The organism is Reyranella sp. GW821-FHT14A01 (assembly GCF_058803965.1).
Window position 1 is genome coordinate 622,396 of sequence record NZ_JBXAPM010000001.1, and the last position, 20,551, is coordinate 642,946.

20 protein-coding genes are annotated in these 20,551 nt (G+C 66.4%); 13 read left to right on the forward strand and 7 right to left on the reverse strand.

Annotation, left to right across the window (positions count from 1 at the left end; genetic code table 11):
* Positions 1–7: 7 nt before the first annotated feature.
* Both AC1ROX_RS03030 and AC1ROX_RS03035 read left to right on the forward strand, forming a co-directional pair.
* On the forward strand, positions 8–265 hold the full coding sequence (locus AC1ROX_RS03030; RefSeq protein ID WP_493122234.1) for a hypothetical protein: 258 nt from the start codon (positions 8–10) through the stop codon (positions 263–265).
* On the forward strand, positions 262–615 hold the full coding sequence (locus tag AC1ROX_RS03035) for a bleomycin resistance protein (RefSeq protein WP_493122236.1): 354 nt from the start codon (positions 262–264) through the stop codon (positions 613–615). Before AC1ROX_RS03030 ends, AC1ROX_RS03035 begins: the two co-directional genes overlap by 4 nt.
* A gap of 4 nt (positions 616–619) precedes the next feature.
* Here AC1ROX_RS03035 and AC1ROX_RS03040 read toward each other — a convergent pair whose 3' ends face one another.
* Positions 620–2,518, reverse strand: a complete 1,899-nt coding sequence (locus AC1ROX_RS03040) for a potassium transporter Kup (protein WP_493122238.1) — start codon at positions 2,516–2,518, stop codon at positions 620–622.
* 90 nt (positions 2,519–2,608) lie between these two features.
* Here AC1ROX_RS03040 and AC1ROX_RS03045 point away from each other — a divergent pair, with 90 nt between their 5' ends.
* Genes AC1ROX_RS03045 through AC1ROX_RS03055 form a run of 3 tightly spaced genes read left to right on the forward strand, consistent with a single transcriptional unit; the run spans position 2,609 to position 4,754 of the window.
* Complete coding sequence (locus tag AC1ROX_RS03045; protein ID WP_493122240.1) at positions 2,609–3,001, forward strand: carboxymuconolactone decarboxylase family protein; 393 nt, start codon at positions 2,609–2,611, stop codon at positions 2,999–3,001.
* A gap of 5 nt (positions 3,002–3,006) precedes the next feature.
* Positions 3,007–3,924 carry a phosphoribosylaminoimidazolesuccinocarboxamide synthase gene (locus AC1ROX_RS03050; protein WP_493122242.1) on the forward strand — a complete coding sequence of 306 codons (918 nt, stop codon included), beginning with the start codon at positions 3,007–3,009 and terminating at the stop codon, positions 3,922–3,924.
* Complete coding sequence (locus AC1ROX_RS03055; protein WP_493122244.1) at positions 3,921–4,754, forward strand: class I SAM-dependent methyltransferase; 834 nt, start codon at positions 3,921–3,923, stop codon at positions 4,752–4,754. Before AC1ROX_RS03050 ends, AC1ROX_RS03055 begins: the two co-directional genes overlap by 4 nt.
* A gap of 9 nt (positions 4,755–4,763) precedes the next feature.
* On the opposite strand, the gene AC1ROX_RS03060 is transcribed toward AC1ROX_RS03055, so the two are convergent.
* The 4 genes from AC1ROX_RS03060 to AC1ROX_RS03075 form a co-directional block, all read right to left on the reverse strand.
* Positions 4,764–5,021, reverse strand: a complete 258-nt coding sequence (locus AC1ROX_RS03060; RefSeq protein WP_493122246.1) for a hypothetical protein — start codon at positions 5,019–5,021, stop codon at positions 4,764–4,766.
* A gap of 53 nt (positions 5,022–5,074) precedes the next feature.
* On the reverse strand, positions 5,075–5,986 hold the full coding sequence (locus tag AC1ROX_RS03065; protein ID WP_493122248.1) for a TerC family protein: 912 nt from the start codon (positions 5,984–5,986) through the stop codon (positions 5,075–5,077).
* An 82-nt stretch (positions 5,987–6,068) separates the two neighbouring features.
* A complete protein-coding gene (locus tag AC1ROX_RS03070) occupies positions 6,069–6,416 on the reverse strand; it encodes a hypothetical protein (RefSeq protein WP_493122250.1) in 348 nt (115 codons plus the stop codon).
* Positions 6,417–6,496: 80 nt separating this feature from the next.
* A complete protein-coding gene (locus AC1ROX_RS03075) occupies positions 6,497–8,848 on the reverse strand; it encodes a heavy metal translocating P-type ATPase (protein WP_493122252.1) in 2,352 nt (783 codons plus the stop codon).
* Between the two features lie 37 nt (positions 8,849–8,885).
* Between AC1ROX_RS03075 and AC1ROX_RS03080 the strand changes: the two genes are divergently transcribed.
* The 7 genes from AC1ROX_RS03080 to AC1ROX_RS03110 all read left to right on the forward strand — a co-directional run bounded on the left by AC1ROX_RS03080 (position 8,886) and on the right by AC1ROX_RS03110 (position 15,026).
* Positions 8,886–9,161, forward strand: a complete 276-nt coding sequence (locus tag AC1ROX_RS03080; protein ID WP_296326836.1) for a metal-sensitive transcriptional regulator — start codon at positions 8,886–8,888, stop codon at positions 9,159–9,161.
* 1 nt (position 9,162) lies between these two features.
* Positions 9,163–9,498, forward strand: coding sequence for a hypothetical protein (locus tag AC1ROX_RS03085; RefSeq protein ID WP_493122254.1), 336 nt, complete (start codon positions 9,163–9,165; stop codon positions 9,496–9,498).
* 42 nt (positions 9,499–9,540) lie between these two features.
* On the forward strand, positions 9,541–11,301 hold the full coding sequence (locus tag AC1ROX_RS03090; RefSeq protein WP_493122256.1) for a copper resistance system multicopper oxidase: 1,761 nt from the start codon (positions 9,541–9,543) through the stop codon (positions 11,299–11,301).
* Positions 11,282–12,013, forward strand: a complete 732-nt coding sequence (locus AC1ROX_RS03095) for a copper resistance protein B (RefSeq protein WP_493122258.1) — start codon at positions 11,282–11,284, stop codon at positions 12,011–12,013. The genes AC1ROX_RS03090 and AC1ROX_RS03095 overlap by 20 nt, the downstream gene beginning before the upstream one ends.
* Before the next feature lie 67 nt (positions 12,014–12,080).
* Positions 12,081–13,130: a TRAP transporter substrate-binding protein gene (locus AC1ROX_RS03100; RefSeq protein WP_493122260.1), complete on the forward strand. Its 1,050-nt coding sequence runs from the start codon at positions 12,081–12,083 to the stop codon at positions 13,128–13,130.
* 13 nt (positions 13,131–13,143) lie between these two features.
* The gene (locus tag AC1ROX_RS03105) at positions 13,144–13,743 is read left to right on the forward strand and encodes a TRAP transporter small permease subunit (RefSeq protein ID WP_493122262.1); all 600 of its coding nucleotides are present in this window, start codon (positions 13,144–13,146) and stop codon (positions 13,741–13,743) included.
* Complete coding sequence (locus AC1ROX_RS03110) at positions 13,740–15,026, forward strand: TRAP transporter large permease (protein ID WP_493122264.1); 1,287 nt, start codon at positions 13,740–13,742, stop codon at positions 15,024–15,026. Before AC1ROX_RS03105 ends, AC1ROX_RS03110 begins: the two co-directional genes overlap by 4 nt.
* A 151-nt stretch (positions 15,027–15,177) precedes the next feature.
* On the opposite strand, the gene AC1ROX_RS03115 is transcribed toward AC1ROX_RS03110, so the two are convergent.
* Together AC1ROX_RS03115 and AC1ROX_RS03120 are read right to left on the reverse strand one after the other, a co-directional pair.
* Positions 15,178–17,265, reverse strand: a complete 2,088-nt coding sequence (locus AC1ROX_RS03115) for a hydantoinase/oxoprolinase family protein (protein WP_493122266.1) — start codon at positions 17,263–17,265, stop codon at positions 15,178–15,180.
* 106 nt (positions 17,266–17,371) lie between these two features.
* Positions 17,372–19,159 (reverse strand): hydantoinase B/oxoprolinase family protein, encoded by a 1,788-nt coding sequence (locus AC1ROX_RS03120; RefSeq protein ID WP_493122268.1) that lies wholly within the window; start codon positions 19,157–19,159, stop codon positions 17,372–17,374.
* 189 nt (positions 19,160–19,348) lie between these two features.
* On the opposite strand from AC1ROX_RS03120, the gene AC1ROX_RS03125 reads away from it, so the two are divergent.
* Positions 19,349–20,539: a patatin-like phospholipase family protein gene (locus AC1ROX_RS03125; RefSeq protein WP_493122270.1), complete on the forward strand. Its 1,191-nt coding sequence runs from the start codon at positions 19,349–19,351 to the stop codon at positions 20,537–20,539.
* Positions 20,540–20,551 lie beyond the last annotated feature (12 nt).

Here is a 20,551-nt window from a genome sequence, read left to right on the forward strand (position 1 = left end):
CGCTCCCATGACTGCACCGATGCCCGATCGCCTGTCCGACCTGCAGCACGCCATGCGCGTGATCGCCGATGCCGTCGAAAGCCTGCCCACGGAATGCCGCGACCTTGCCGGCAACGCCCTGCTCAATATCGCTGCTGAGGCGGTGGCCCAGGATGTCGGCTGCACCGAAGCGGGCCGCATCTTCGCGCGGCTGGGCGATCTCCTCTCGCGCGGGCTGCAGCCGCCGGCTAGAGATGCGATCTCGCTCACCGGCTTCGATGCATGACGACGGACTTCGCCCGCACCCTCCCGATCCTCGCCTCCCTCGACATCGCCGAGACCAGTGCCTTCTACGTCGACTGGCTGGGCTTCGCGGTCGGTTACCAGGACGGCAACTACCTGATCGTCAAACGCGACGAGATGGAGCTGCACTTCTGGAAGACCGACGACCGGCAGTTCCCCGAGAACACCTCCTGCTACATCCGCGGCGGCCAGGTCGCCGCGCTCCACGCGGAGTATTCGGCGCGCGGCGTGCCGAACCTGTCACCCTTCCTGGTGCGGCCGTGGAACATGAAGGAATTCTACATCCACGACCCGCACGGCAACCTGCTGAAGTTCGGCTGCGGCGAATGGTGAGGCGCTAGATCTCGATGCGGCTGCCCAGCTCGACCACACGGTTGGTGGGCAGGCCGAAGAAGTCGCCGGCACTGGCGGCAAAGCGCGACAGAGAGAGGAAGAGCTTCTGTTGCCAGCGTGGCAGCAGTGGTTTGCTGGCGCCCATGTAGGTGTTGCGGCCGACGAAGTAGGACGTCCGCATCGGGTCGAACGGTATGCCCTTGTCTTCGAGCAGGGCGAGGTCGCTCGGCACGTCGGGCTGCTCCATGAAGCCGTAGTGCATCACGACGCGGTGCACGCCCTTGCCGAGATGGGTGACCTGGCTGCGCGCTTCGGGCGATACGAAAGGTGTTTCGGGGACCTCGATACTCAGCAGGACGACATGCTCATGCAGCACTTCGTTGTGCTTGAGATTGTGCATCAGTGAGCGCGGTGCGTTGGCCGAGGAGGCGGTCAGGTAGACGGCGGTACCCTGTGGCCGGTGCACGCGGGCCGGATTGATGCTCTCGAGCAGCGTCTCTAGGGGCAGCGCATCTTCCTGCTCGCGTTTGGCCACGGCGGCTCGACCCGTCAGCCAGGTCCACATGCAGAGGAAGATCATGGCGGCGATCGCCAGCGGCACCCAGCCGCCGTCGAAGAACTTCAGCATGTTGGAGGAGAGCAGGGCCAGGTCGAGCGCCATGAAGCTGCCGAATACAAGGATGCTGAGCGGCCAGCCCCAGTTCCAGCTGCGCACGGCCAGGACGAAGACCAGCGTGCTGGTGATCAGCATCGTGCCGGTGACGGCGATGCCGTAGGCCGAGGCCAGCGCGGTCGACGACTTGAACGCCAGGATCAGGATGACGACGCCCACCATCTGCAGCCAGTTGACCACCGGCAGATAGACCTGCCCGAACTCGCTGGCCGAGGTGTGCTCGATGTGGACCCTGGGGCTCAGGCCCAGCAGGGCCGCCTGCTTGGCCATCGAGAAGGCGCCCGAGATGGTGGCCTGCGAGGCGATCACGGTGGCGGCCGTGGCAAGGGCAACCAGCGGATAGAGCGCCCAGTCCGGGCCGAGATTGAAGAACGGGTTGGCCAGTGCGGTCGGATCGTCGAGGATCAGCGCCCCTTGCCCATAGTAGTTGAGGAGCAGGGACGGCAACACGAGGCCGAGCCAGGCCATCCGAATGGGCTTGGCGCCGAAATGGCCCATGTCGGCGTACAGCGCCTCGGCGCCGGTGATGGCCAGCGTGATCGCACCCAGGGCGACGAAGGCCACGATCTTCTCGCGTATGGCGAAGCCGATCGCATGGTGCGGCGACAGCGCCAGCAGCACTTCGGGACGCTGCACGATCTGGTGCACGCCGAGCAGCGCCAGCACGATGAACCAGATCAGCGTGATCGGGCCGAACCATTTGCCGATGCCGCTGGTGCCGAAATGCTGGACCGAGAACAAAGCGACGATCACGCCCACCGCAATCGGCAGGACCATCGGTTGAAAAGCCGGGGTGGCGACGGTGAGACCCTCGACGGCGCTCAGCACGGAGATCGCGGGCGTCAGCAGGCAGTCGCCGTAGAACAGCGCGGCACCGGCAATGCCCAGCATGAGATAGAAGCGGCGTCGCCAGGCCCCTGGAATGTTGTTCTGGCTGGCGACCAGCGCCATCAGCGCCAGTACGCCGCCCTCGCCCTTGTTGTCGGCGCGCATGACCACGACCACGTATTTCAGCGTGACGACGATGATCAGCGCCCAGGTGATGAACGACAGCATGCCCAGCACGTTGTCGTGCGTCGGCAGGATGCCGGTGTACTCGCTGAAGCACTCCTTGACGGTGTAGAGCGGGCTGGTGCCGATGTCGCCGAAGACGACACCGAGGGCGGCCAGGGTCAGCGCCGCCCGGCGCCGCCGGCCGGCGGGTTCAACTACGGTGCCGTTGGCGGCCATTTGTGCGACGCGACTCCCCCTGCGAACGATTGATCCTAGCCGCGAATTCCGGGACGCTGCAGTCCAGAATTCGTAACAAAGGAGGAAACGATGGCCGAGAGCGAGAACTACAAGAAGGGCAGCGAAATACGGGCGAAGCTCATGGGGGAGAAATTCGCCGCCGACATGAACAAGTCGGTCTACGACGACCCCATGATGAAGAAATTCGGCGACTACGCCCGCGAGGCGGTGTTCGGCATGCTGTGGTCGCGTCCCGGCCTGGACCTCAAGACGAAGACCCTGATCTGCGTGATTTCCGACACCGCCCAGGCCCGCTGGCCGGAACTGGCCATCCACCTCCGCATGGCCCGCCGCCAGGGCTGGACCGAGGATGAATTGTCCGAGGCGCTGATGCACCTTTGCGGCTATATCGGCCTGCCGTCGGTGCGCGAGGCGATGCTCACCGCCAAGGAAGTGTTCGAGGAACTGCGCAAGGAAGGCTGAGGCCGATGATGCTGATGACGGTGAGCGACCTGCCGCTGGAGCGGATCGCGCGCGGCAAGGTGCGCGATGTCTATGCGGTGGATGCAGACCGGCTGCTGCTGGTCGCGACCGACCGGGTGAGCGCCTACGACGTAGTGATGGCCGAGCCCATCCCGCAGAAAGGCGCCGTGCTGACCCAGGTCAGCGCCTGGTGGTTCCGCCAGCTGGGCGGCCTCGTCGAGCATCACATGATCTCGGCCGACGCCGACGAGATCATCGCCGCGGTGCCGGCCCTCAAGGGCCACCGCGCCGAGATCGCCGGCCGCGCCATGCTCTGCCGGCGCGGCACGGTGTTCCCCATCGAATGCGTCGTGCGCGGCTACATCACCGGCTCGGCCTGGCGCGAATATGCCAAGGCCGGGACCCTGGCCGGCGAGACGCTGCCCAAGGGCCTGAAGGAAAGCGGCCGCCTCGACCCGCCGATCTTCAGCCCGGCGACCAAGGCCGAGAGCGGCCATGACGAGAATATCACCGTCTCCCAGATGCAGAAGGAACTGGGGGCCGACGTCACCGCCGAGCTCGAACGGCTGACCCGCCTCGTCTACACGCGCGGCCGCGACGTCGCGCTGAAGCAGGGCATCATCATCGCCGACACCAAATTCGAATTCGGCCGCACCGCCGCCGGCAAGATCCTGTTGATCGACGAGGTGATGACCCCGGATTCCTCGCGCTTCTGGCCGCTCGACGGCTATGAAGAGGGGCGCCCGCAGCCCAGTTTCGACAAGCAGCCATTGCGCGACTGGCTCGACGTCGAGCGCCATGCCGGCCGCTGGAACGGCGAGGCGCCGCCGCCGAAGCTGCCAACCGAAGTCGTCGAGGCGACCAGCAAACGCTACCTCGAAGCCTATCGGCGGCTGACCAGTGCCGACCTGTCGGTGTCGTGACGGAAGACAAGGACTGGCGGGCGATCAATCGCGCCAACTGGGACGAGCGAGTCGCCGTCCACCTCAAGGCGCCGGGCTACGATCTGGCGCCGCTGCGGGCCGGTCAGGGCAGGCTGAACGTCATCGAGGAAGCCGAGCTGGGCGACGTGCGGGGCTTGCGCGTGCTCCACCTGCAATGTCATTTCGGCGCCGACACGCTCTGCCTGGCCCAGCGCGGCGCTTCGGTGATCGGCCTCGATTTTTCGCCGGCCGCCATCGACGCGGCCAATGCGCTGGCTGCGGAACTCGGTCTCACCGACCGCGCGCGCTTCGTCTGCGCCGATCTTTACGACGCGTCGTCGGCGATCCCGGAGCCGGGCTCGTTCGATCTCGTCTATGTGACCTGGGGTGCCACCTGCTGGTTGCCCGACATAAGGCGATGGGCGGAAATCGTTTCCGGGTTCCTGAAGCCCGGCGGCCGACTCTACTACGCCGACGGCCATCCGGCCGCGCTCGTCCTCGACGATCTCGTTCCGCAGCCGGACGGCATGCCGGGGTTCTTCCTGTCCTACTTCGAGCGCCGGCCGCTGACGTTCGACGACCCCAATGACTATGCCGATCCTGCCGCGCGGCTGATGAACGCCACCAACGTCAGCTGGCTTCACCCGCTGTCGGACATCGTCTGCGGCCTGATCGACGCCGGCCTGTCGCTCGACTGGCTGCACGAGCATCCGAACGTGCCGTGGCGGATGTTCAAGATTCTGGAGCAGCGCGACGATGGCGACTGGCACTGGCCCGACCGGCCCTGGCTGCCGCTCGCCGTATCGCTGCAGGCGAGCCGTAAGCGTTAATCGCCGGCGTCAGTCGCGCTTGGGCAACGTGAAGCGCGCGTCGCGCAGCTTCTTCTCGAGCGGCGGGATGCCGGCGGCATAGTTGCCTTTGGCGCATTCGGACATCGCGACGCCCGCGGTGACGTCGGGGAAGAGCTGGCCGTTGCCGTTGCCGCCCAGATAGCGGCGATAGAGGCTCGACAGTTCGGCGCAGTAGGAGGCGTCATCGGCGAGAGCGGCCGACGGCGCCAGCAGGATTGCGAGAAGGGGCAGGAGCTTGCGGGACATGCGCGCGGTCCTACGCCGCGCCACAAGGCCCCGCAAGCATCGTACCTTCAGCCTTACTGCGGGCTGCGCGCCACGCGGGCGTTGCGCAGCACGAGCCGCTCACGCACCCACAGGAAGAGTGCGGCGAGCGGCAGCCAGCCGATCCAGCGCAGGCCTTCCATCAGGTACTCGCCCTGCGTCGTCGCCATGAGGTAGTCGGCCTGGACCTTCCAGACGCTGGCGGCGATCTCGAAGCCCAGCATCCAGATCAGGATGGCTGGCAGCAGCACGGTCAGCGGCTTCATCGGCTCGCTGAGACGCTCGGCGTACCAGGGCGCCAACGCGATCGAGAAGGCCAGCACGGCCAGCACCAGCTTGGCGGCCGGGTGGGCCTCGAACCAGCTCACCAGCATCGGCTCGCGGACGATCATCCCGTAGGCGGTCCAGCACAGGACCGCGCCGCCCAGCAGGATCACCGACGGGTAGCGGTCGACCAGCTTGATCACGAGCTGGCTGCCCCAGACGATGATCGGCACGCTGATGGCGAGGCCCAGCAGGATCAGGAGGATCGAGCCGTGCGAGGCGCCGCCGATGGCCAGCACGTTGTCGATGCCCATTACCGCGTCGGCGATGATGATCGTGCGCACCGCCGCGGCAAAGCTCGCCGCCGGCGCCTTGACGAGGTGGCTCTCCTCCGCATTGTCCTGGGGCGTGAGCAGCTTGCGCGCGATCCAGACCAGCGCGAGGCCGCCGGCCAGCATGAAGCCCGGCACGGCCAGGATGTAGACGACGAGGATGGCCATCAGGGCGCGGATGGCGATGGCGCCGAACGTGCCCCAGAAGATGACCTTGTTCTGGCTTTCCTTGGGAAGATTGCGCGCGACCAGGCCGATGATGAGGGCATTGTCGCCCGCCAGCACGAGGTCGATCAGGATGATGGCGAGCAGCGCCGAGAAAAACGCGCCCGAAAACAGTTCGAGTTCCATGAGAGTCTCCAACAACAAGTGAATGAGTGCCGACGCCGCTCACTTCCTAGGAAGGGCGGTCGCCGGCGTTTTCAGCCAGTCGTCAGAGCTTGATCGGCACCTTCTCGACGTCGTCGGGTGCAGCGGAATCGAGCGGCCGGAAGAACGCGCCGGCCACGATACGAAGGACCATGATGCCCGCGGCCATCACGCCGCCCGCGAAGAGCAGCTCGATGAGGTGCCAGTGGCGCATCGCCAGCACCGAGAACTCGCCGCCCAGGTCGAAGAAGGCGAATTCCAGTCCAGCCTCGCCCAGCCAGGTCGGATCGACGGCATCGCCGAACGAGGCCAGGATCATGCAGATCACGATCGACGCAACGAACAGCTCGCCGCTCGGAGACACGGTCCGGACGGCGTTGGCGGCGCGATGCGATCGATGGATCAGGCGCATGGTTCGGTCAATTTCCGGCGTGGCCGCCTGCAGATCAAGCGCAAAGCGACACGACCGTCCCGAAATGTCGCAGACAGGTTTTAGATTTCCAGCCGTCGCAGTCGGAGTGCATTTCCGATGACGCTGACTGAACTCAAGGCCATGGCCGCGGCGGCGAGAATGGGGCTGAGCGTGATGCCGAGGACCGGATAGAGCACGCCTGCCGCCACCGGCACGCCCGCCGCGTTGTAGACGAAGGCGAAGAACAGGTTCTGGCGGATGTTGGCCATGGTCGCCCGGGAGAGGTGACGCGCACGGGCGATGCCCAGAAGGTCGCCCTTCACCAGGGTGATGCCGGCGCTCTCGATGGCAATGTCGGTGCCGGTGCCCATGGCGATGCCGACATCGGCCGCCGCGAGGGCCGGCGCATCGTTGATGCCGTCGCCGGCCATGGCGACGACGCGGCCTTCGGCCTTGAGGCGCTGGACGATCCGAGCCTTGTCCTCGGGCAGGACCTCGGCCTCGACCGCGTCGATGCCCAGCCGGTCTGCGACCGCTGACGCGCTGCGCCGGTTGTCGCCGGTCAGCATGACGATGTGCAGGCCGGCCTCGCGCAGGCGCTTCAGCGCCTCCGGCGTCGTGTCCTTCACGGGATCGCTGACCGACAGCAGCCCCTCGGCCTTGCCGTCGACCGCCAGCAGCACGACCGTGGCGCCGGTCTCGCGCAGGGCGTTGGCCTTCGCGTCGGCGGTCGCCCCGTCGATGCCGGCCTCGCGCAGGAAGGCGGCATTGCCCAGCAGCAGGCGCCTGCCGTCGACCGTGCCCGACACGCCTTTGCCGGCGGGCGAGGCGAAGCCTTCGACGGTCGCCATCGCGAGACCCTGCGCCTGCGCACCGGCCAGGATCGCGGTGGCGATGGGATGCTCGCTGCCACGCTCCAGGCTCGCCGCCAGCCGCAGGATCTCGGCTTCCGGCAGGTTGCCCACCGGCTCGACGGCCGACAGGGTCGGCTTGCCGAGCGTCAAGGTGCCGGTCTTGTCGACCACCAGGGTGTCGACCTTCTCCAGCCGCTCCAGCGCCTCGGCGTTGCGGATCAGGATGCCGGCGGCGGCGCCGCGGCCGACGCCGACCATGATCGACATCGGCGTGGCGAGGCCCAGCGCACAGGGGCAGGCGATGATCAGCACCGAGACCGCCGCGACCAGCGCGTAGGAAAAGGCGGGCGACGGACCCCAGATCGACCAGGCGGCGAAGGCGATCACCGAGACGGCGATCACCGCCGGCACGAACCAGCCGGCGACGATGTCGGCCAGGCGCTGGATCGGCGCACGGCTGCGCTGTGCCTCGGCCACCATCTTGACGATGCGCGACAGCATCGTGTCGCTGCCGACCAGCTCGGCCTTCATGACGAAGGTGCCGCTGGCGTTCACCGTGCCGCCGATCACCTTGGCGCCAGCGGCCTTGGAGACGGGCATCGGCTCGCCGGTGATGCTCGATTCATCGACCGAGCCCGCGCCCTCGACGATCGAGCCGTCGACCGGCACCTTCTCGCCCGGTCGCACGCGCAGCCGGTCGCCGACCGCGATCTGGTCGATCGCCACTTCGGCATCGTTGCCGCCCGCGTCGACACGCAACGCCGTGCGCGGCGCCAGTCCCAGCAGCGCCTTGATGGCACCGCCCGTGGCGTCGCGCGCCCGCAATTCCAGCACCTGTCCGACCAGTACCAGCACGACGATCACCGCCGCCGGCTCGAAATAGACCGGCACCATGCCGTCGGCGCCGCGCAGGCCGGTTGGGAAGAGGCCAGGGGCGATCGTCGCCACGACGCTGTAGATCCACGCCACGCCCGTGCCGAGCGCGATCAGGGTGAACATGTTGAGATGACCGGTGCGCACCGATTGCCAGCCGCGCACGAAGAACGGCCAGCCGGCCCACAGGACCACCGGTGTGGCGAGCGCCATCAGCAGCCAGGGCGTGAGACCGTGCGGCAGGAGCCCGTGCAGATTGAAGAGATGCCCGCCCATGTCGAGCGCCACGACGGGAACGGTGAGGGCGCCGCCGATCCACAGGCGGCGAGTCATGTCCAAAAGTTCTTCGTTCGGGCCGTCGTCGAGCGAGATCTCGGCCGGCTCCAGCGCCATGCCGCAGATCGGGCAGCTTCCCGGTCCGACCTGGCGGATCTCGGGATGCATGGGGCAGGTGAAGATGGTGCCGGGCGCGACCGGCGGGGCGGGCGGCGCTTCCTCGGGCTTCAGGTAGCGCGCCGGCTCGGCGGTGAACTTCTGCAGGCACTTCGGGCTGCAGAAATAGTAGGGCCGCCCTTCGTGGACCGTCGTGTTCTTCGCGCCCTCGATCTTCACCTTCATCCCGCAGACGGGATCGATGGCGATATTCGGATCCGCGGCCGGATGGGCGGCGGGCGCATGGGAAGCGTGGCAGCAGGCGTGACTCATGCTTGCTATCTATACCCTACGGGGGTATGGTTCAAGGATGGACGACAAGCTCAAGAAGTCGCAGCTCGCGCGCCTCAGCCGGATCGAGGGCCAGGTGCGCGGCGTGGCGCGCATGATCGAGGAGGAGCGCTACTGCATCGACGTGCTGACGCAGATCCGCGCCGTCCGCGCCGCGCTCGACAAGGTCGAGCAGGAGACGCTGGGCGATCACCTGCAGCATTGCGTGGCGCACGCCTTCCATGCCGGCTCGGAGAAGGACCGGCAGATCAAGATCGACGAGATCCTCGAAGTGCTGGACAGCCGGCGCCGCTGACATGATCCGCCTGCGCTCCCTCCTCTGGCTGTTCGCCCTGGTCGCCCTGGTCTCTCCGTCGTTGGGAACCTGGGCGGCAACGCAGCCGGCGATGGAGCATGCGGCGACGATGGATTGCGGCGGGCACGAAGCGCCGCTACCCGATGACGGCTCGTCCAGGGACGTGGCCAAGCACGTCGCCGGCGAGTGCTGCGCCTTCATGTGCGTCGGTATGGCTGTAATGCCCGCCGATCCGGTGCCGCCTGTCATCCTGCTGGCGGAATCCCGCGAAGCAGCGCCGATTCGCGACCTGACCGGCCGTCACCTCGCGAAGGACCCACCGCCTCCCAGGACCTGAACCGAAGCCCAATTCGCTTGCTTTCAGTTTCGGGAGATTTCCATGTCGATTCGACGTTCGTTCATCGGCCTCGCGGTGCTGGCCCTCGGACTTGTTGCTGCACCGGCATTCGCCGGCACCTATGATCTCGTCATCGATCGCACGGATGTCGTGATCGACGGCCAGACGCGCCGCGTCTTTTCCATCAACGGCGAGATCGCCGGTCCGACCTTGCGCTGGACGGAGGGCGAGGATGTGACGGTGAACGTCACCAATCGCCTGAAGGAGGACACGTCGATCCACTGGCACGGCATCCTGCTGCCCTACCAGATGGACGGCGTGCCGATGGTGAGCTTCCACGGCATCAGGCCGGGCGAGACCTTCACTTATCGCTTCAAGGTCAAACAGGCCGGCACCTACTGGTATCACAGCCATTCCGGCGGCCAGGAACAGGAGGGCATGTATGCGCCGATCGTGATCGCCCCCGTGAAGGGCGAGCGCGAGAAGGCGGCGCGCGACTATGTGGTGATGCTCTCCGATCATCACCCGATGTCGCCGGGTGCCATCCTGCGCAAGCTCAAGCAGGAGCCGGGCTACTTCAACGACCGCAAGCGCACCTTGCCCGGCCTGATGCGCGACCTTGCGGCGGCGAAGACGACGGAGGAGAAGCAGGCCGTCATCTCGAGCCGACTGATGTGGGGCGAGATGCGCATGGACCCGACCGATCTCGCCGACGTGACGGGCTACACGTTCCTGGTAAACGGCCGCGGTCCTGCCGACAACTGGACCGGCCTGTTCAGGCCCGGCGAGAAAGTGAGGCTGCGCTTCATCAACGGTTCGGCGATGAGCATCTTCGACACGCGCATCCCCGGGCTGCGCCTGAAGGTCGTGCAGGCCGACGGGCAGGACGTGAAGCCGGTCGAGGTCGACGAGTTCCGCATCGGCGTCGGCGAGACCTACGATGTCATCGTCGAGCCGAAGGACGACCGCGCCTACACGATCGAGGCGGAGTCGGTGGATCGACGCGGCTTCGCCCGCGGCACGCTGGCGCCGCGCGAGGGCATGACCGGACCGGCGCCGGTGCCGCGGCCGCCGGCGCTGCTCACCGAGGCCGACATGGGTCACGGCACGGGACACGGCAGCATGGCCGGCATGGACCATTCGAAGATGGATCATTCGAAGATGGGCCATGCCGCATCGGCATCGTCCGACCTGTCGGGCCTCGTCCATGTGCCGCCGGTCGATGCACCGGCGGGATCGAAGGTGCTGTCCTACACCGACCTGCGCCGCGCCGACCGTTCGTACCGGCTGCGGCCGCCCGACCGCACGATCGACATACGGCTCACCGGCAATATGGAGAAGTTCTTCTGGTCGTTCGACGACAGGAAGTACTCCGAGGATCCGGTGATGAACTTCACGCAGGGCGAGACGGTGCGCCTGGTCTTCAAGAACGAGACCATGATGAACCATCCGATCCACCTGCACGGACTCTGGATGGATCTGGAGAATGGCGCGGGCGAGGAGCGGCCGCGCAAGCATGTGGTGATCGTACCGCCGGGCCGCACGGTGAGCGTCACGGTGCGCATGACGGAGGCCGGTCGCTGGCCGTTCCACTGTCATTTCCTCTACCACATGATGACCGGCATGTTCCGCGAGTTCGTCGTGGCGCCGTCGGCGGTCCCGGTGGTCGACGATGTCACGCCCGCGGACGAGCCTGCGGCGCGAACGCCGAGACCAAGGCCGGCACCGCGGCCCGTGGCACCCGCTCCTGCACCAACGCCCGCACCCGCGACGGGAGGTGGTCATGGCCAGCACCATCACTAAGCCTTTGGCCATCACGGCGCTGCTGCTCGCGATGGCAGCACCGGCGCAGGCGATGGACGACCAGGAACTTTTCTGGCGCGTCGACGCCCGTGTCGAGAAGCGTCTCTCCTCGATCGCGCCGGCGACCGAGTGGGCGGCGTCGGCGTGGCTCGGCGAGGATCGCAACAAGCTGCGGCTGGAGAATACCGGCATCGTTGGCGACAACGGCCATATCGACAATGAAGGCGGCACCAAGGGCATCGACAGCCGCTTCTTCTACAGCCGGCTGATCTCCGACTTCTGGGATGCCAAGGCCGGTGTGCAGTTCACGGTGTTCGACGAGGGCGTCACCCGCTCGGGGTTCCTCGCCGGTGTCGAGGGGCTGGCGCCGTTCGGCATCCATGTCGATCTCGTGGCGGGTGTCAGCCAGACCGGCGTGGTCAGTGCGCGGCTCGAAGCGTCCTACGATGCGCTTCTGTCGCAGAAGCTGATCGCCACACCCTATCTCGAGGCGATGGTCGCCTCGAAGGACGATCCCGCCATCCAGCTCGGCAGCGGCCTCGCTCGCTTCGAGCTGGGGTTGCGGCTGCGTTACGAGATCACCAAGGAAGTGGCGCCGTACATCGGTGTCGCCTTCGAGCAGTTCACCGGCAACACCGCGGGCTTCGTCGCGGCGGCCGGCGAACCGACCTCGCTGGTGCGGGCGCTGGTGGGCCTGAAGGTCTGGTTCTGACGCCAACCCGTGGCATGCAAATTGCTGCATCGTTCCTGGAAATTCGGGGACGATCCAGGGGGTTCGCATGTTCCGTCGTTTGCTGTCTGGTCTCGCACTGGCGACGGCAGTCGTCTCCGTCGCTTCGGCGCAGGATCTGCCCAAGAGCCAGTTCAAGGTGATCGGGCTCAACAGCCCGACGCCGGTCTCGATTCATGACGAGCTGCCGTTCTGGCGCAAGACGCTGCCCGAGGCGTCGAAGGGCGCGATCACGGCCGACGTGACACCGCTCGACCAGATGGGCATCGACGACAAGACCATGCTGCGGCTGCTGAAGCTCGGCGTCATGGATTTTGCCGCCATGGACATCTCCAAGATGGCCGGCGACGATCCGCGCTTCGAGGCCTGCGATCTCGCCGGCCTGACGCTCACGCCGGACAAGGCCCGCGCCGCCTGCGATGCCTATCGCGGCGTGATCGACCGGCAGATGCAGAAGAACTGGAACGCCAAGCTGCTGGCCTTCGGCGGCAACACGCCCCAAGTCTTCTGGTGCAAGGATGTTGCAACAGGACTGGCCGGCCTCAAGGGCAAGAAGATCCGCGTGTTCAACAACACGATGCGCGACTTCCTGGGCGGCGTCGGCGGTACTTCCGTCAGCATGGCCTTCGCCGAAGTCGTGCCGGCGCTCAGCGCCGGTGTCGTCGATTGCGGCGTGACCGGCAGCCTGTCGGGCAACACCGCGGGCTGGGCCGAGGTCACCAAGTCGATCTATCCGATGTCGCTGGGCTGGAGCATCAACGTGCTGGCCGTGAACCTCGACAGCTGGAAGCGCCTCGATCCCAAGACGCAGGCCTTCCTGACCGAACAGTTCAAGGCCTACGAGGAGAAGATGTGGGCCACCGTCAAGACCACGACCGCCGAGGCCGACAACTGCAACACAGGTGTTCAGCCCTGCACCATGGGCAAGCTGGCCAAGACCACCATCGTCCCGGTGAAGCCCGAGGAGATGGAGACCCACAAGAAGCTGGTCGAGGGCGCGGTGCTCGCCGGCTGGGCCAAGCGTTGCGGCGCGGAGTGCACCAAGGAATGGAACGACACGGTCGGCAAGGCGCTCGATCTCAAGGCACCGACGCCGTAAGGATCATCTTGAGATGAATCGCCTGCAGGCGGCCGCCGAAGGCATATCCCGCGTCGGTGCGATCATCGGCGGCGCGATGCTGCTGGTGGCGTCGGTTCTGATCTGTATCGACATCACCTTGCGCTATACGATGTCGGTCACCCTGGGCGGCGCCGATGAACTCTCGGGCTATGCGCTGGCCATCTCCAGCGCCTGGGGCTTCTCCTCGGCCCTGCTCAGCCGCTCGCACATTCGCATCGACACCGTCTATGTGCGGCTGAAGTCGATCAAGGCGCGGGCGCTGCTCGACCTGATCAGTCTCGCGACCCTGATGGGCTTCTTCGGCATGGTCGCCTGGTACGCCTGGGGCGTCGTGAAGCAATCCTGGGTATCGGACTCGCACTCGCTGTCGGCCATCGAGGCGCCTCTGGTGATCCCGCAGGGCCTGTGGTTCGCAGGCCTGCTCTTCTTCGTGCTGCTCTGCGCGCTGCTGCTGGTGCGGGGCCTGCTGGCCTTCATGGCCGGCGACTATAACGGCCTGTTCGCGCTGATCGGGTCCAAGTCTGCACTGGCCGAAGCGGAAGAGGAGATCGCCGCGGTGGCGCACGGTCTCGAGCAGGAGAAGAAGCAATGACCGCCGGCGTTTCGCTCGTCATCCTGCTGTTCCTGCTCGGCAGCTCGATCGCGGTCGCGGCCGGCATGGGCCTGGCGGGCCTGCTCCTGAACGGCATCTATTCGCCGATGCCGATGAATCGCATCGTCGGCGAGCTCACCTGGTCGACCACCAGCAACTTCATCCTGACGGCCATTCCCTTCTACATCATGTTCGGCGAGATCCTGCTGCGCAGCGGCACGGCCGAGCGCATGTATGCGGCCCTCGTCCAGTGGCTGTCGTGGCTGCCCGGCGGGCTGATGCATTCCAACATCGGCTCCTGCGCGCTGTTCGGCTCGGTGTCGGGTTCCAGCGTCGCGACCGCGGCGACCATCGGCGTCGTGGCGATGGGGGAGATCGACAAGAACAAGTACAACGAGCCGCTCTTCCTCGGCACCCTGGCGGCCGGCGGTACGCTCGGAATCCTCATTCCGCCCTCGATCAACATGATCATCTACGGCGTGATGACTGACACGTCGGTGCCCAAGCTCTATCTCGCGGGCTTCCTGCCGGGCTTCATCCTGACCGTGCTGTTCAGCCTCACCGTGCTGGTCGCCTGCCTGTGGAAGCCGGAATGGGGCGGCCGCAAGGTCGAGACCAACTGGGAGATGCGCATCAAGCTGCTGCCCGACCTGCTGCCGCCGCTGGCGCTGCTGATCGTCGTGATCTTCTCCATCTTCTTCGGCATCGCCACGGCGACCGAGGCCGCCGCCGTCGGCATCGTCGGCGCGCTCATCATCACCGCCCAACGTGGCCGGCTGTCGTGGCGCATGCTGCGTGACGTCTGCGAGGGCACCGTGCGCACGACGGCCATGGTCGTGGCGATCCTGGTCGGCGCCTTCTTCCTCAACGTCATCATCCAGACGATCGGCCTCACCCAGCAGCTCAGCAAGCTCATCACCCACTGGCAGCTCTCGCCGGTCCAGGTGCTGGGCGCGGTGATCGTGCTCTATCTCGTGCTCGGCACCTTTATGGAGGAACTCTCCATGATGATCTCGACCATCCCGATCACCACGCCGCTCATGGTGCAGGCCGGCTACGATCCGGTCTGGTACGGCATCCTGCTGGTGCTGCTGATCCAGACGGCAATGATCTCGCCGCCCTTCGGCATCAACCTGTTCGTGATCCACGGCATCCGCGGCCGCGGCACGCTCTCCGACGTCGAGAAGGGCTCCGCGCCGTTCGTCGTGGCGCTTTTGGCGATGATCGCGATGATCTGCATCTGGCCGGATATCGTGATGATCGCGGTGCGCTGGTTCGGCTGAGTACGTTTCTCCTCCCCCGTCTTACGGGGGAGGTGTCGGCGTTTTACGCCGACGGAGGGGGAGAGCCACAGTGCGGGTCGCTGTGACCCCTCCGTCGGCCTATGAGCCCGACACCTCCCCTTCGCGGAATCCGCGAAGGGGAGGCAAATGATCAGAGCGTAATCACGATGTTCCCGGCGCTGTCGCGCTCGGCGCGGGCGCCGGGCGGGACGACGCAGGTCGTGTCGTACTCGTCGATGATGAGCGGGCCGGTCTTGGCCTCCGCGAGATCGGCGCGGCTCACGACTGGCGTGTCCATCCAGCCGTGCTTGTCGCCGAACCAGGCGCGGCGTGACGCCCGTGCTTCGGACTCAGCCCGGCTCGACCGCACGTTCTGGGGCACGCCGCTGCCTTCGCGAAGGCCGGCGCCCACCAGCTGGATGGCGACCAGCTCGACCGGTTCATCCGGTCCGGCGCGATGGCCGTAGGTGCGTTCATGCTCCTGGCCGAAGGCTTCTTCGAGATGCGCGACCATGCGGGCATCGATCGGCCCTTCCGGTACCGGGACGGTGAGCTCGTAGCTCTGGCCCTTGTAGTGCAGCGCTGCCGAACGCTTCAGTCGGGCGCCGGTGCCCGTGAAGCCTTCGACGGCAAGCTGCCCATCCGCCTGCTGCGCCATCGTCGTCCAGGCGCGGTCGATCTCGCCGAGATCGGCCTGGCGCAACAGGCGCCGGAAGGTGCGCGCATAGTGGTGCTCGACATCGGCATAGAGCAGGCCGAAGGACGAGAAGAGGCCGGCCGACGGCGGCACGATCACCTTGGCGATGCCCAAGGCCGCCGCCATGCCCGCGGCGAACAGCGGTCCGTTGCCGCCAAAGGCAAACAGCGAGAACTCGCGCGGATCGCGGCCGCGCTCGGTCGACACCGCCTTGATGGCGCGGATCATGTTGGAGGCGGCAATCAGGTGCGCGCCGTAGGCCGCACGCTCGACCGTCATGCCGAGCGGCTTGGCGATCTTCTCCTCGAACACGGCGCGTGCCTTGTCGGCGTTGAGCTTCACCGCCCCGCCCACGAGATGGCCGGGATTGATGTAGCCCAGCAGCACGTTGGCGTCGGTGATGGTCGGCGCTTCGCCGCCCTTGTCGTAGCAGACCGGGCCCGGCGATGCGCCGGCACTCTCGGGGCCCGCCTGCAGCGCGCCGCCCGGATCGATCCAGACATGGCTGCCGCCACCCGCGCCCACTTCGGCGAGGTCGATGGCCGGGACCTTCAAGGTGTAGCCCGCGCCCGTAAGGAGTCGCGAGCCGATCATGATGCCGGCGCCGACGGCATATTCCTGGGCGCGCGCGACCTCGCCGTCCTCGACCATCGAGGCCTTGGCGGTGGTGCCGCCCATGTCGAAGGTGATGATCTTCTCGAGGTTCTTGGCGCGGGCCAGCGCCTGTGCGCCGACCACGCCGCCGGCCGGACCGGATTCGATGATGTTCATCGGCCGCTCGGCCGCAGCCGTGTCGGTCGTGAGGCCACCGTTTGATTGCATCAGAAGCAGGCGCGCCGGGATGCCGGCGTTGTCGAGCCCGCGGCGCAGCGCATGAAGATAAGTCGCCACGATCGGCATCACATAGGCGTTGATGACCGTGGTCGAGGTCCGCTCGTATTCCTTGATCTCGGGCAGTACCTCGCAGGAGACGCTGAGTGGCAGGTGAGGGGCCTTTGCGGCGACGATGTCGCGCAGCATCAGCTCGTGCGCGGGATTGGCGAAGGAGTTGAGCAAGCAGATGGCGATCGCCTCGACCTTCTCGGCCAGCAGCGCATCGACGGCCCGTTCCGCGTCGGCCGGGTCGAGGGCGCGGTCGACCTTGCCGGCATGATCGACCCGCTCATCGACCACCCGTCGCAGGTAGCGCTCGACCAGCGGCTCCGGCTTGGTCCAGCCGAGGTCGTAGAGCTTGGGCATGCGCAGGGTGCGGATCTCCAGCACGTCGCGGAAGCCCTTGGTGGTGATCAGCCCGACCCTGGCGCCCTTGTGCTCGAGGATCGCGTTGGACGCGACCGTGGTGCCGTGGCGGATCTCTTCGATGGCGGCGCCGTCGAGACCGGTCTCACGGAAGACCTCGCTCAGACCGTCGACGATCGCCTGGGCGTAGTTGCCGACGCTCGATGAGATCTTCTTGGTATGGATGGTGCCGTCGGAGCCGAGCAGCACGATGTCGGTGAAGGTGCCGCCGATGTCGACACCGACGCGGTAGGAAACGGTCATTGGATCTGCTCATGGCTGGGAGCGCGCCACTCCAGTGGCGCGTCTTCGTGCGATCTCAAAACTTGAGCGCCACTGGAGTGGCGCGCTCCCGGCAAGGACATGAGAGCTATTCGGCGGCCCGGACGAGCGGGGCCGGATCGTGCCATTGCACCTTGGGCGTCTCCGTCCAGCCGCGCGCCTTGGCGATCCCGGCGCGGCGCTGCTCGGTCGCGGCGGTGTCGACTTTCCACGCCTTGGCGTCGATCACGACGCCATAGTCGGTGAGCGCCTTTTCGGGCGACAGCAACTCGTTGCGCACGTCGCGCAGCACGGCGTCGGGATTGCGCTCCAGCGGATCGCCCCAGCCGCCGGCACCGGCCAGCACATGGCGGAAGATGTCGCCGCCCTTCACGGTCATCGTGAGCTTCGAGGGCAGCAGCCGGTTCTCGCCGTCGGGATTGAGATAATTCTCCGAAGGCCCGCCGGGGCTGCCGCCATAGAGGCCGAACGGGCGATGGTCGCGCCGGTCTGAACGGACCTGCAGCATGCCTTCCGTTTCGAGGAATTTGTAATCGCGCAGGAACGGCACGCCGCCGCGATACTTACCGGCGCCGGCTTTGTCGGCCACGAACTCGTAGGCCAGCAGCTGGATCGGCTGCTCGGCTTCGGTCACCTCGATCGAGTGCGAGGCCATGTTGGCGAACATGTGCGAATTGCCGTCGAGCCCGTCGGCGAAGGGCCGCGCGCCCCAGGCGCCGCAGGTGAAGTCGACATAGACGAAGGGCTTGCGGGCCGCATCGTAGCCGCCGATCGAGATGCCGGTATTGCCGCCGTCGCCCGCCGCCTTCACCCTGTCGGGCAGCATCATGGCGAGCGCGCCGAACATGCAGTCGGTCATGCGGAAGCCGGTCAGGCCGCGCGCCGCACAGGCGGCCGGCAGCACGCCGTTGCCCACCGTGCCCGGCGGGCAGATCACCTCGATGGCGCGGAACACGCCCTCGTTGTTGGGGATGCCCGGCGGCAGCACCGAGCGCACGCCGGTGTAGGAGGCCGCCTTGGTGAAGGAGAGCGTGTTGTTGATCGCGCCCTTTACCTGAGGGTTGGTGCCCGTCCAGTCGACCACCATGTGGCCGCCCTTCTTGGTGATGGTGACGAACAGGCGGATCGGCTTGCCGTAGTCGACACCGTCATCGTCGATCCAGTCCTCGAAGCTCCACTCTCCGTCCGGCAGCTCCTGGATGGCCGCCCGCGTCAGCCGCTCGGCATAGTCGATGACTTCGTTGAGATAGAACTTGGTTTCCTCGGCGCCATGGCGCGCCACCAGCTCGGCGAATTGCTTCTCGCCGATATGGCAGGCCGCGAGCTGGGCGCGCAGGTCGCCGAACAGCTGGACGGGGAGGCGGACGTTCTTCTCGATGAACGTCATGATCGTCTTGTTGAGGACGCCCTTGTCGTAGAGCTTCATCGGCGCGATGCGCAGGCCCTCGGCATAGATCTCCGTCGAGTCCGAGGCATTCGAGCCCGCCACACGGCCGCCCACGTCGATGTGGTGGCAGACGGTGCAGGCGAAGGCCAGCCGCTCACCCGCGTGGAACAGCGGCTTGATCACGAAGATGTCGGGCAGGTGCATGCCGCCGTCGAACGGGTCGTTCATGATGAAGACGTCGCCCTCCGCCATGTCGTCCTTGAAGTGACGCATGATCGATTCCATGGCGGTCGGCACCGAACCGAGATGTCCCGGCAGGGTCAGGCCCTGGGCGGCGAGCTTGCCGTTGGCATCGGCGAAGCCCGTCGAATAATCCATGTTATCCTTGAGGACACCGGAATAGGTCGTCCGGAAGACCGTGAGCGCCATTTCGTCGGCGATCGAGAAAATGGCGTTCTTGAAGAGCTCCAACGCGATCGGATCGGACACCGGCACTTTTGTCTTCCTCCCGGGATTTGCGGACGTCATTTGGCGAGCCTCGCCATGCAATTTGCAAGCCGCTTCGCCTGTCGAATTTTGCGAAACACGTGTGTTTTTGGCGCGCGGTTCGACCGGTCGCATGGGCGAAGTCGTCTGCGTCGCCTAGACTGGGGTCTACTGTTTTCGAAGAAAGTCCTCATGCCCAAGACCAAGATCGCCCTCGCCTGCCAGGGCGGCGGCAGCCAGACCGCCTTCACGGCCGGGGCCGTAAAGACCCTGTGCCAGGCCAAGCTCGGCGAAGAGTTCGAGTTCGTGAGCATCAGCGGCACGTCGGGTGGGGCCGTGTGCGCCACACTCCTCTGGTACTCGTTCATGAAGGGCGAACGGCCGGTCTGGAAACGCATGATGGATTTCTGGGAGGAGAACACCGCCCAGGGTCCCGTCGAGCATGCCATCAACCGGTTCATCGTCGAATCTTCGCGACTGGTGAACTCGGGCATGATGCCGACCCTTCAGCTCAGCCCGTCCTCACCCGTCATGCAGTCGATGATGCAGTTCATGACGACCGGACAGCGCATGGGCTTTTCCGATTTCCGCGGCCTGCTCGAGAAGCACATCGATTTCGCCGAGATTGCCTCGTGGGGTCCTCAGCCGGGCCGGCCGGTGCTGATGCTGGGCGCGGCCAATATCACGAGCGGCGCGCTGGCGAAGTTCGTGTCGACCCAAGAGCCGATCCGGGTCGAGCATGTCCTGGCGTCCTGCGCCGTACCGAATATCTTCCCGGCGGTGCAGATCGACGACCATGCCTACTGGGACGGTCTCTTCTCCGACAACCCGCCGGTCGAGGAACTCATCCGCCCGCGCTCGGTCGGCGAGGCGAACATTCCCGACGAGATCTGGCTGATCAAGATCAATCCGACGGCCAGCCGGCGCGTCCCGAAGAAGCCGGGCGAGATCGTCGACCGGCGCAACCAGCTCGAAGGCAACATCTCGCTGTTCCAGCAGCTCGGCCATCTCGAGTTCATGAACGACCTGATCCTGGCCGATGCCTTCCGGCCGGAGTTCCTGGCGCGCTTCGACATCAAGGCGCCGGTGCGCATCCCGAAGTCGTTCCATTCCGATGCCGACAAGCCCTACCACATCCCCTGCATCGAGATGCCGGTCGAGCTGCAGGACCTGCTCGACTACGAGGGCAAGATCGATCGCGGGTCGGCGAATATCTCCCGGTTGACCGCGGAGGGCGAGAAGGCGGCGGCACTCTTTCTGCGCGAGCGCGCGGCGGTCGTCGCCGCTTCGTCTCTAAGCCAGGACGAGACCGCCGGGCAGGCCGAGTCACAGGATGGTGCTCCCCACCCGCTGCCTTTGGCGCGATGGAAGGATCCCTCGTAGCGCGTGCAACGA

What these genes read in the sequence shown, in the direction of transcription:
- AC1ROX_RS03065 (WP_493122248.1), bottom strand. Translation starts at nt 5,986, where the DNA reads ATGGAACTCGAACTGTTTTCGGGCGCGTTTTTCTCGGCGCTGCTCGCC.
- AC1ROX_RS03100 (WP_493122260.1), top strand. Translation starts at nt 12,081, where the DNA reads ATGTTCCGTCGTTTGCTGTCTGGTCTCGCACTGGCGACGGCAGTCGTC.
- AC1ROX_RS03090 (WP_493122256.1), top strand. Translation starts at nt 9,541, where the DNA reads ATGTCGATTCGACGTTCGTTCATCGGCCTCGCGGTGCTGGCCCTCGGA.
- AC1ROX_RS03110 (WP_493122264.1), top strand. Translation starts at nt 13,740, where the DNA reads ATGACCGCCGGCGTTTCGCTCGTCATCCTGCTGTTCCTGCTCGGCAGC.
- AC1ROX_RS03095 (WP_493122258.1), top strand. Translation starts at nt 11,282, where the DNA reads ATGGCCAGCACCATCACTAAGCCTTTGGCCATCACGGCGCTGCTGCTC.
- AC1ROX_RS03030 (WP_493122234.1), top strand. Translation starts at nt 8, where the DNA reads ATGACTGCACCGATGCCCGATCGCCTGTCCGACCTGCAGCACGCCATG.
- AC1ROX_RS03045 (WP_493122240.1), top strand. Translation starts at nt 2,609, where the DNA reads ATGGCCGAGAGCGAGAACTACAAGAAGGGCAGCGAAATACGGGCGAAG.
- AC1ROX_RS03050 (WP_493122242.1), top strand. Translation starts at nt 3,007, where the DNA reads ATGATGCTGATGACGGTGAGCGACCTGCCGCTGGAGCGGATCGCGCGC.
- AC1ROX_RS03035 (WP_493122236.1), top strand. Translation starts at nt 262, where the DNA reads ATGACGACGGACTTCGCCCGCACCCTCCCGATCCTCGCCTCCCTCGAC.
- AC1ROX_RS03125 (WP_493122270.1), top strand. Translation starts at nt 19,349, where the DNA reads ATGCCCAAGACCAAGATCGCCCTCGCCTGCCAGGGCGGCGGCAGCCAG.
- AC1ROX_RS03085 (WP_493122254.1), top strand. Translation starts at nt 9,163, where the DNA reads ATGATCCGCCTGCGCTCCCTCCTCTGGCTGTTCGCCCTGGTCGCCCTG.
- AC1ROX_RS03070 (WP_493122250.1), bottom strand. Translation starts at nt 6,416, where the DNA reads ATGCGCCTGATCCATCGATCGCATCGCGCCGCCAACGCCGTCCGGACC.
- AC1ROX_RS03075 (WP_493122252.1), bottom strand. Translation starts at nt 8,848, where the DNA reads ATGAGTCACGCCTGCTGCCACGCTTCCCATGCGCCCGCCGCCCATCCG.
- AC1ROX_RS03105 (WP_493122262.1), top strand. Translation starts at nt 13,144, where the DNA reads ATGAATCGCCTGCAGGCGGCCGCCGAAGGCATATCCCGCGTCGGTGCG.
- AC1ROX_RS03040 (WP_493122238.1), bottom strand. Translation starts at nt 2,518, where the DNA reads ATGGCCGCCAACGGCACCGTAGTTGAACCCGCCGGCCGGCGGCGCCGG.
- AC1ROX_RS03060 (WP_493122246.1), bottom strand. Translation starts at nt 5,021, where the DNA reads ATGTCCCGCAAGCTCCTGCCCCTTCTCGCAATCCTGCTGGCGCCGTCG.
- AC1ROX_RS03080 (WP_296326836.1), top strand. Translation starts at nt 8,886, where the DNA reads ATGGACGACAAGCTCAAGAAGTCGCAGCTCGCGCGCCTCAGCCGGATC.
- AC1ROX_RS03115 (WP_493122266.1), bottom strand. Translation starts at nt 17,265, where the DNA reads ATGACCGTTTCCTACCGCGTCGGTGTCGACATCGGCGGCACCTTCACC.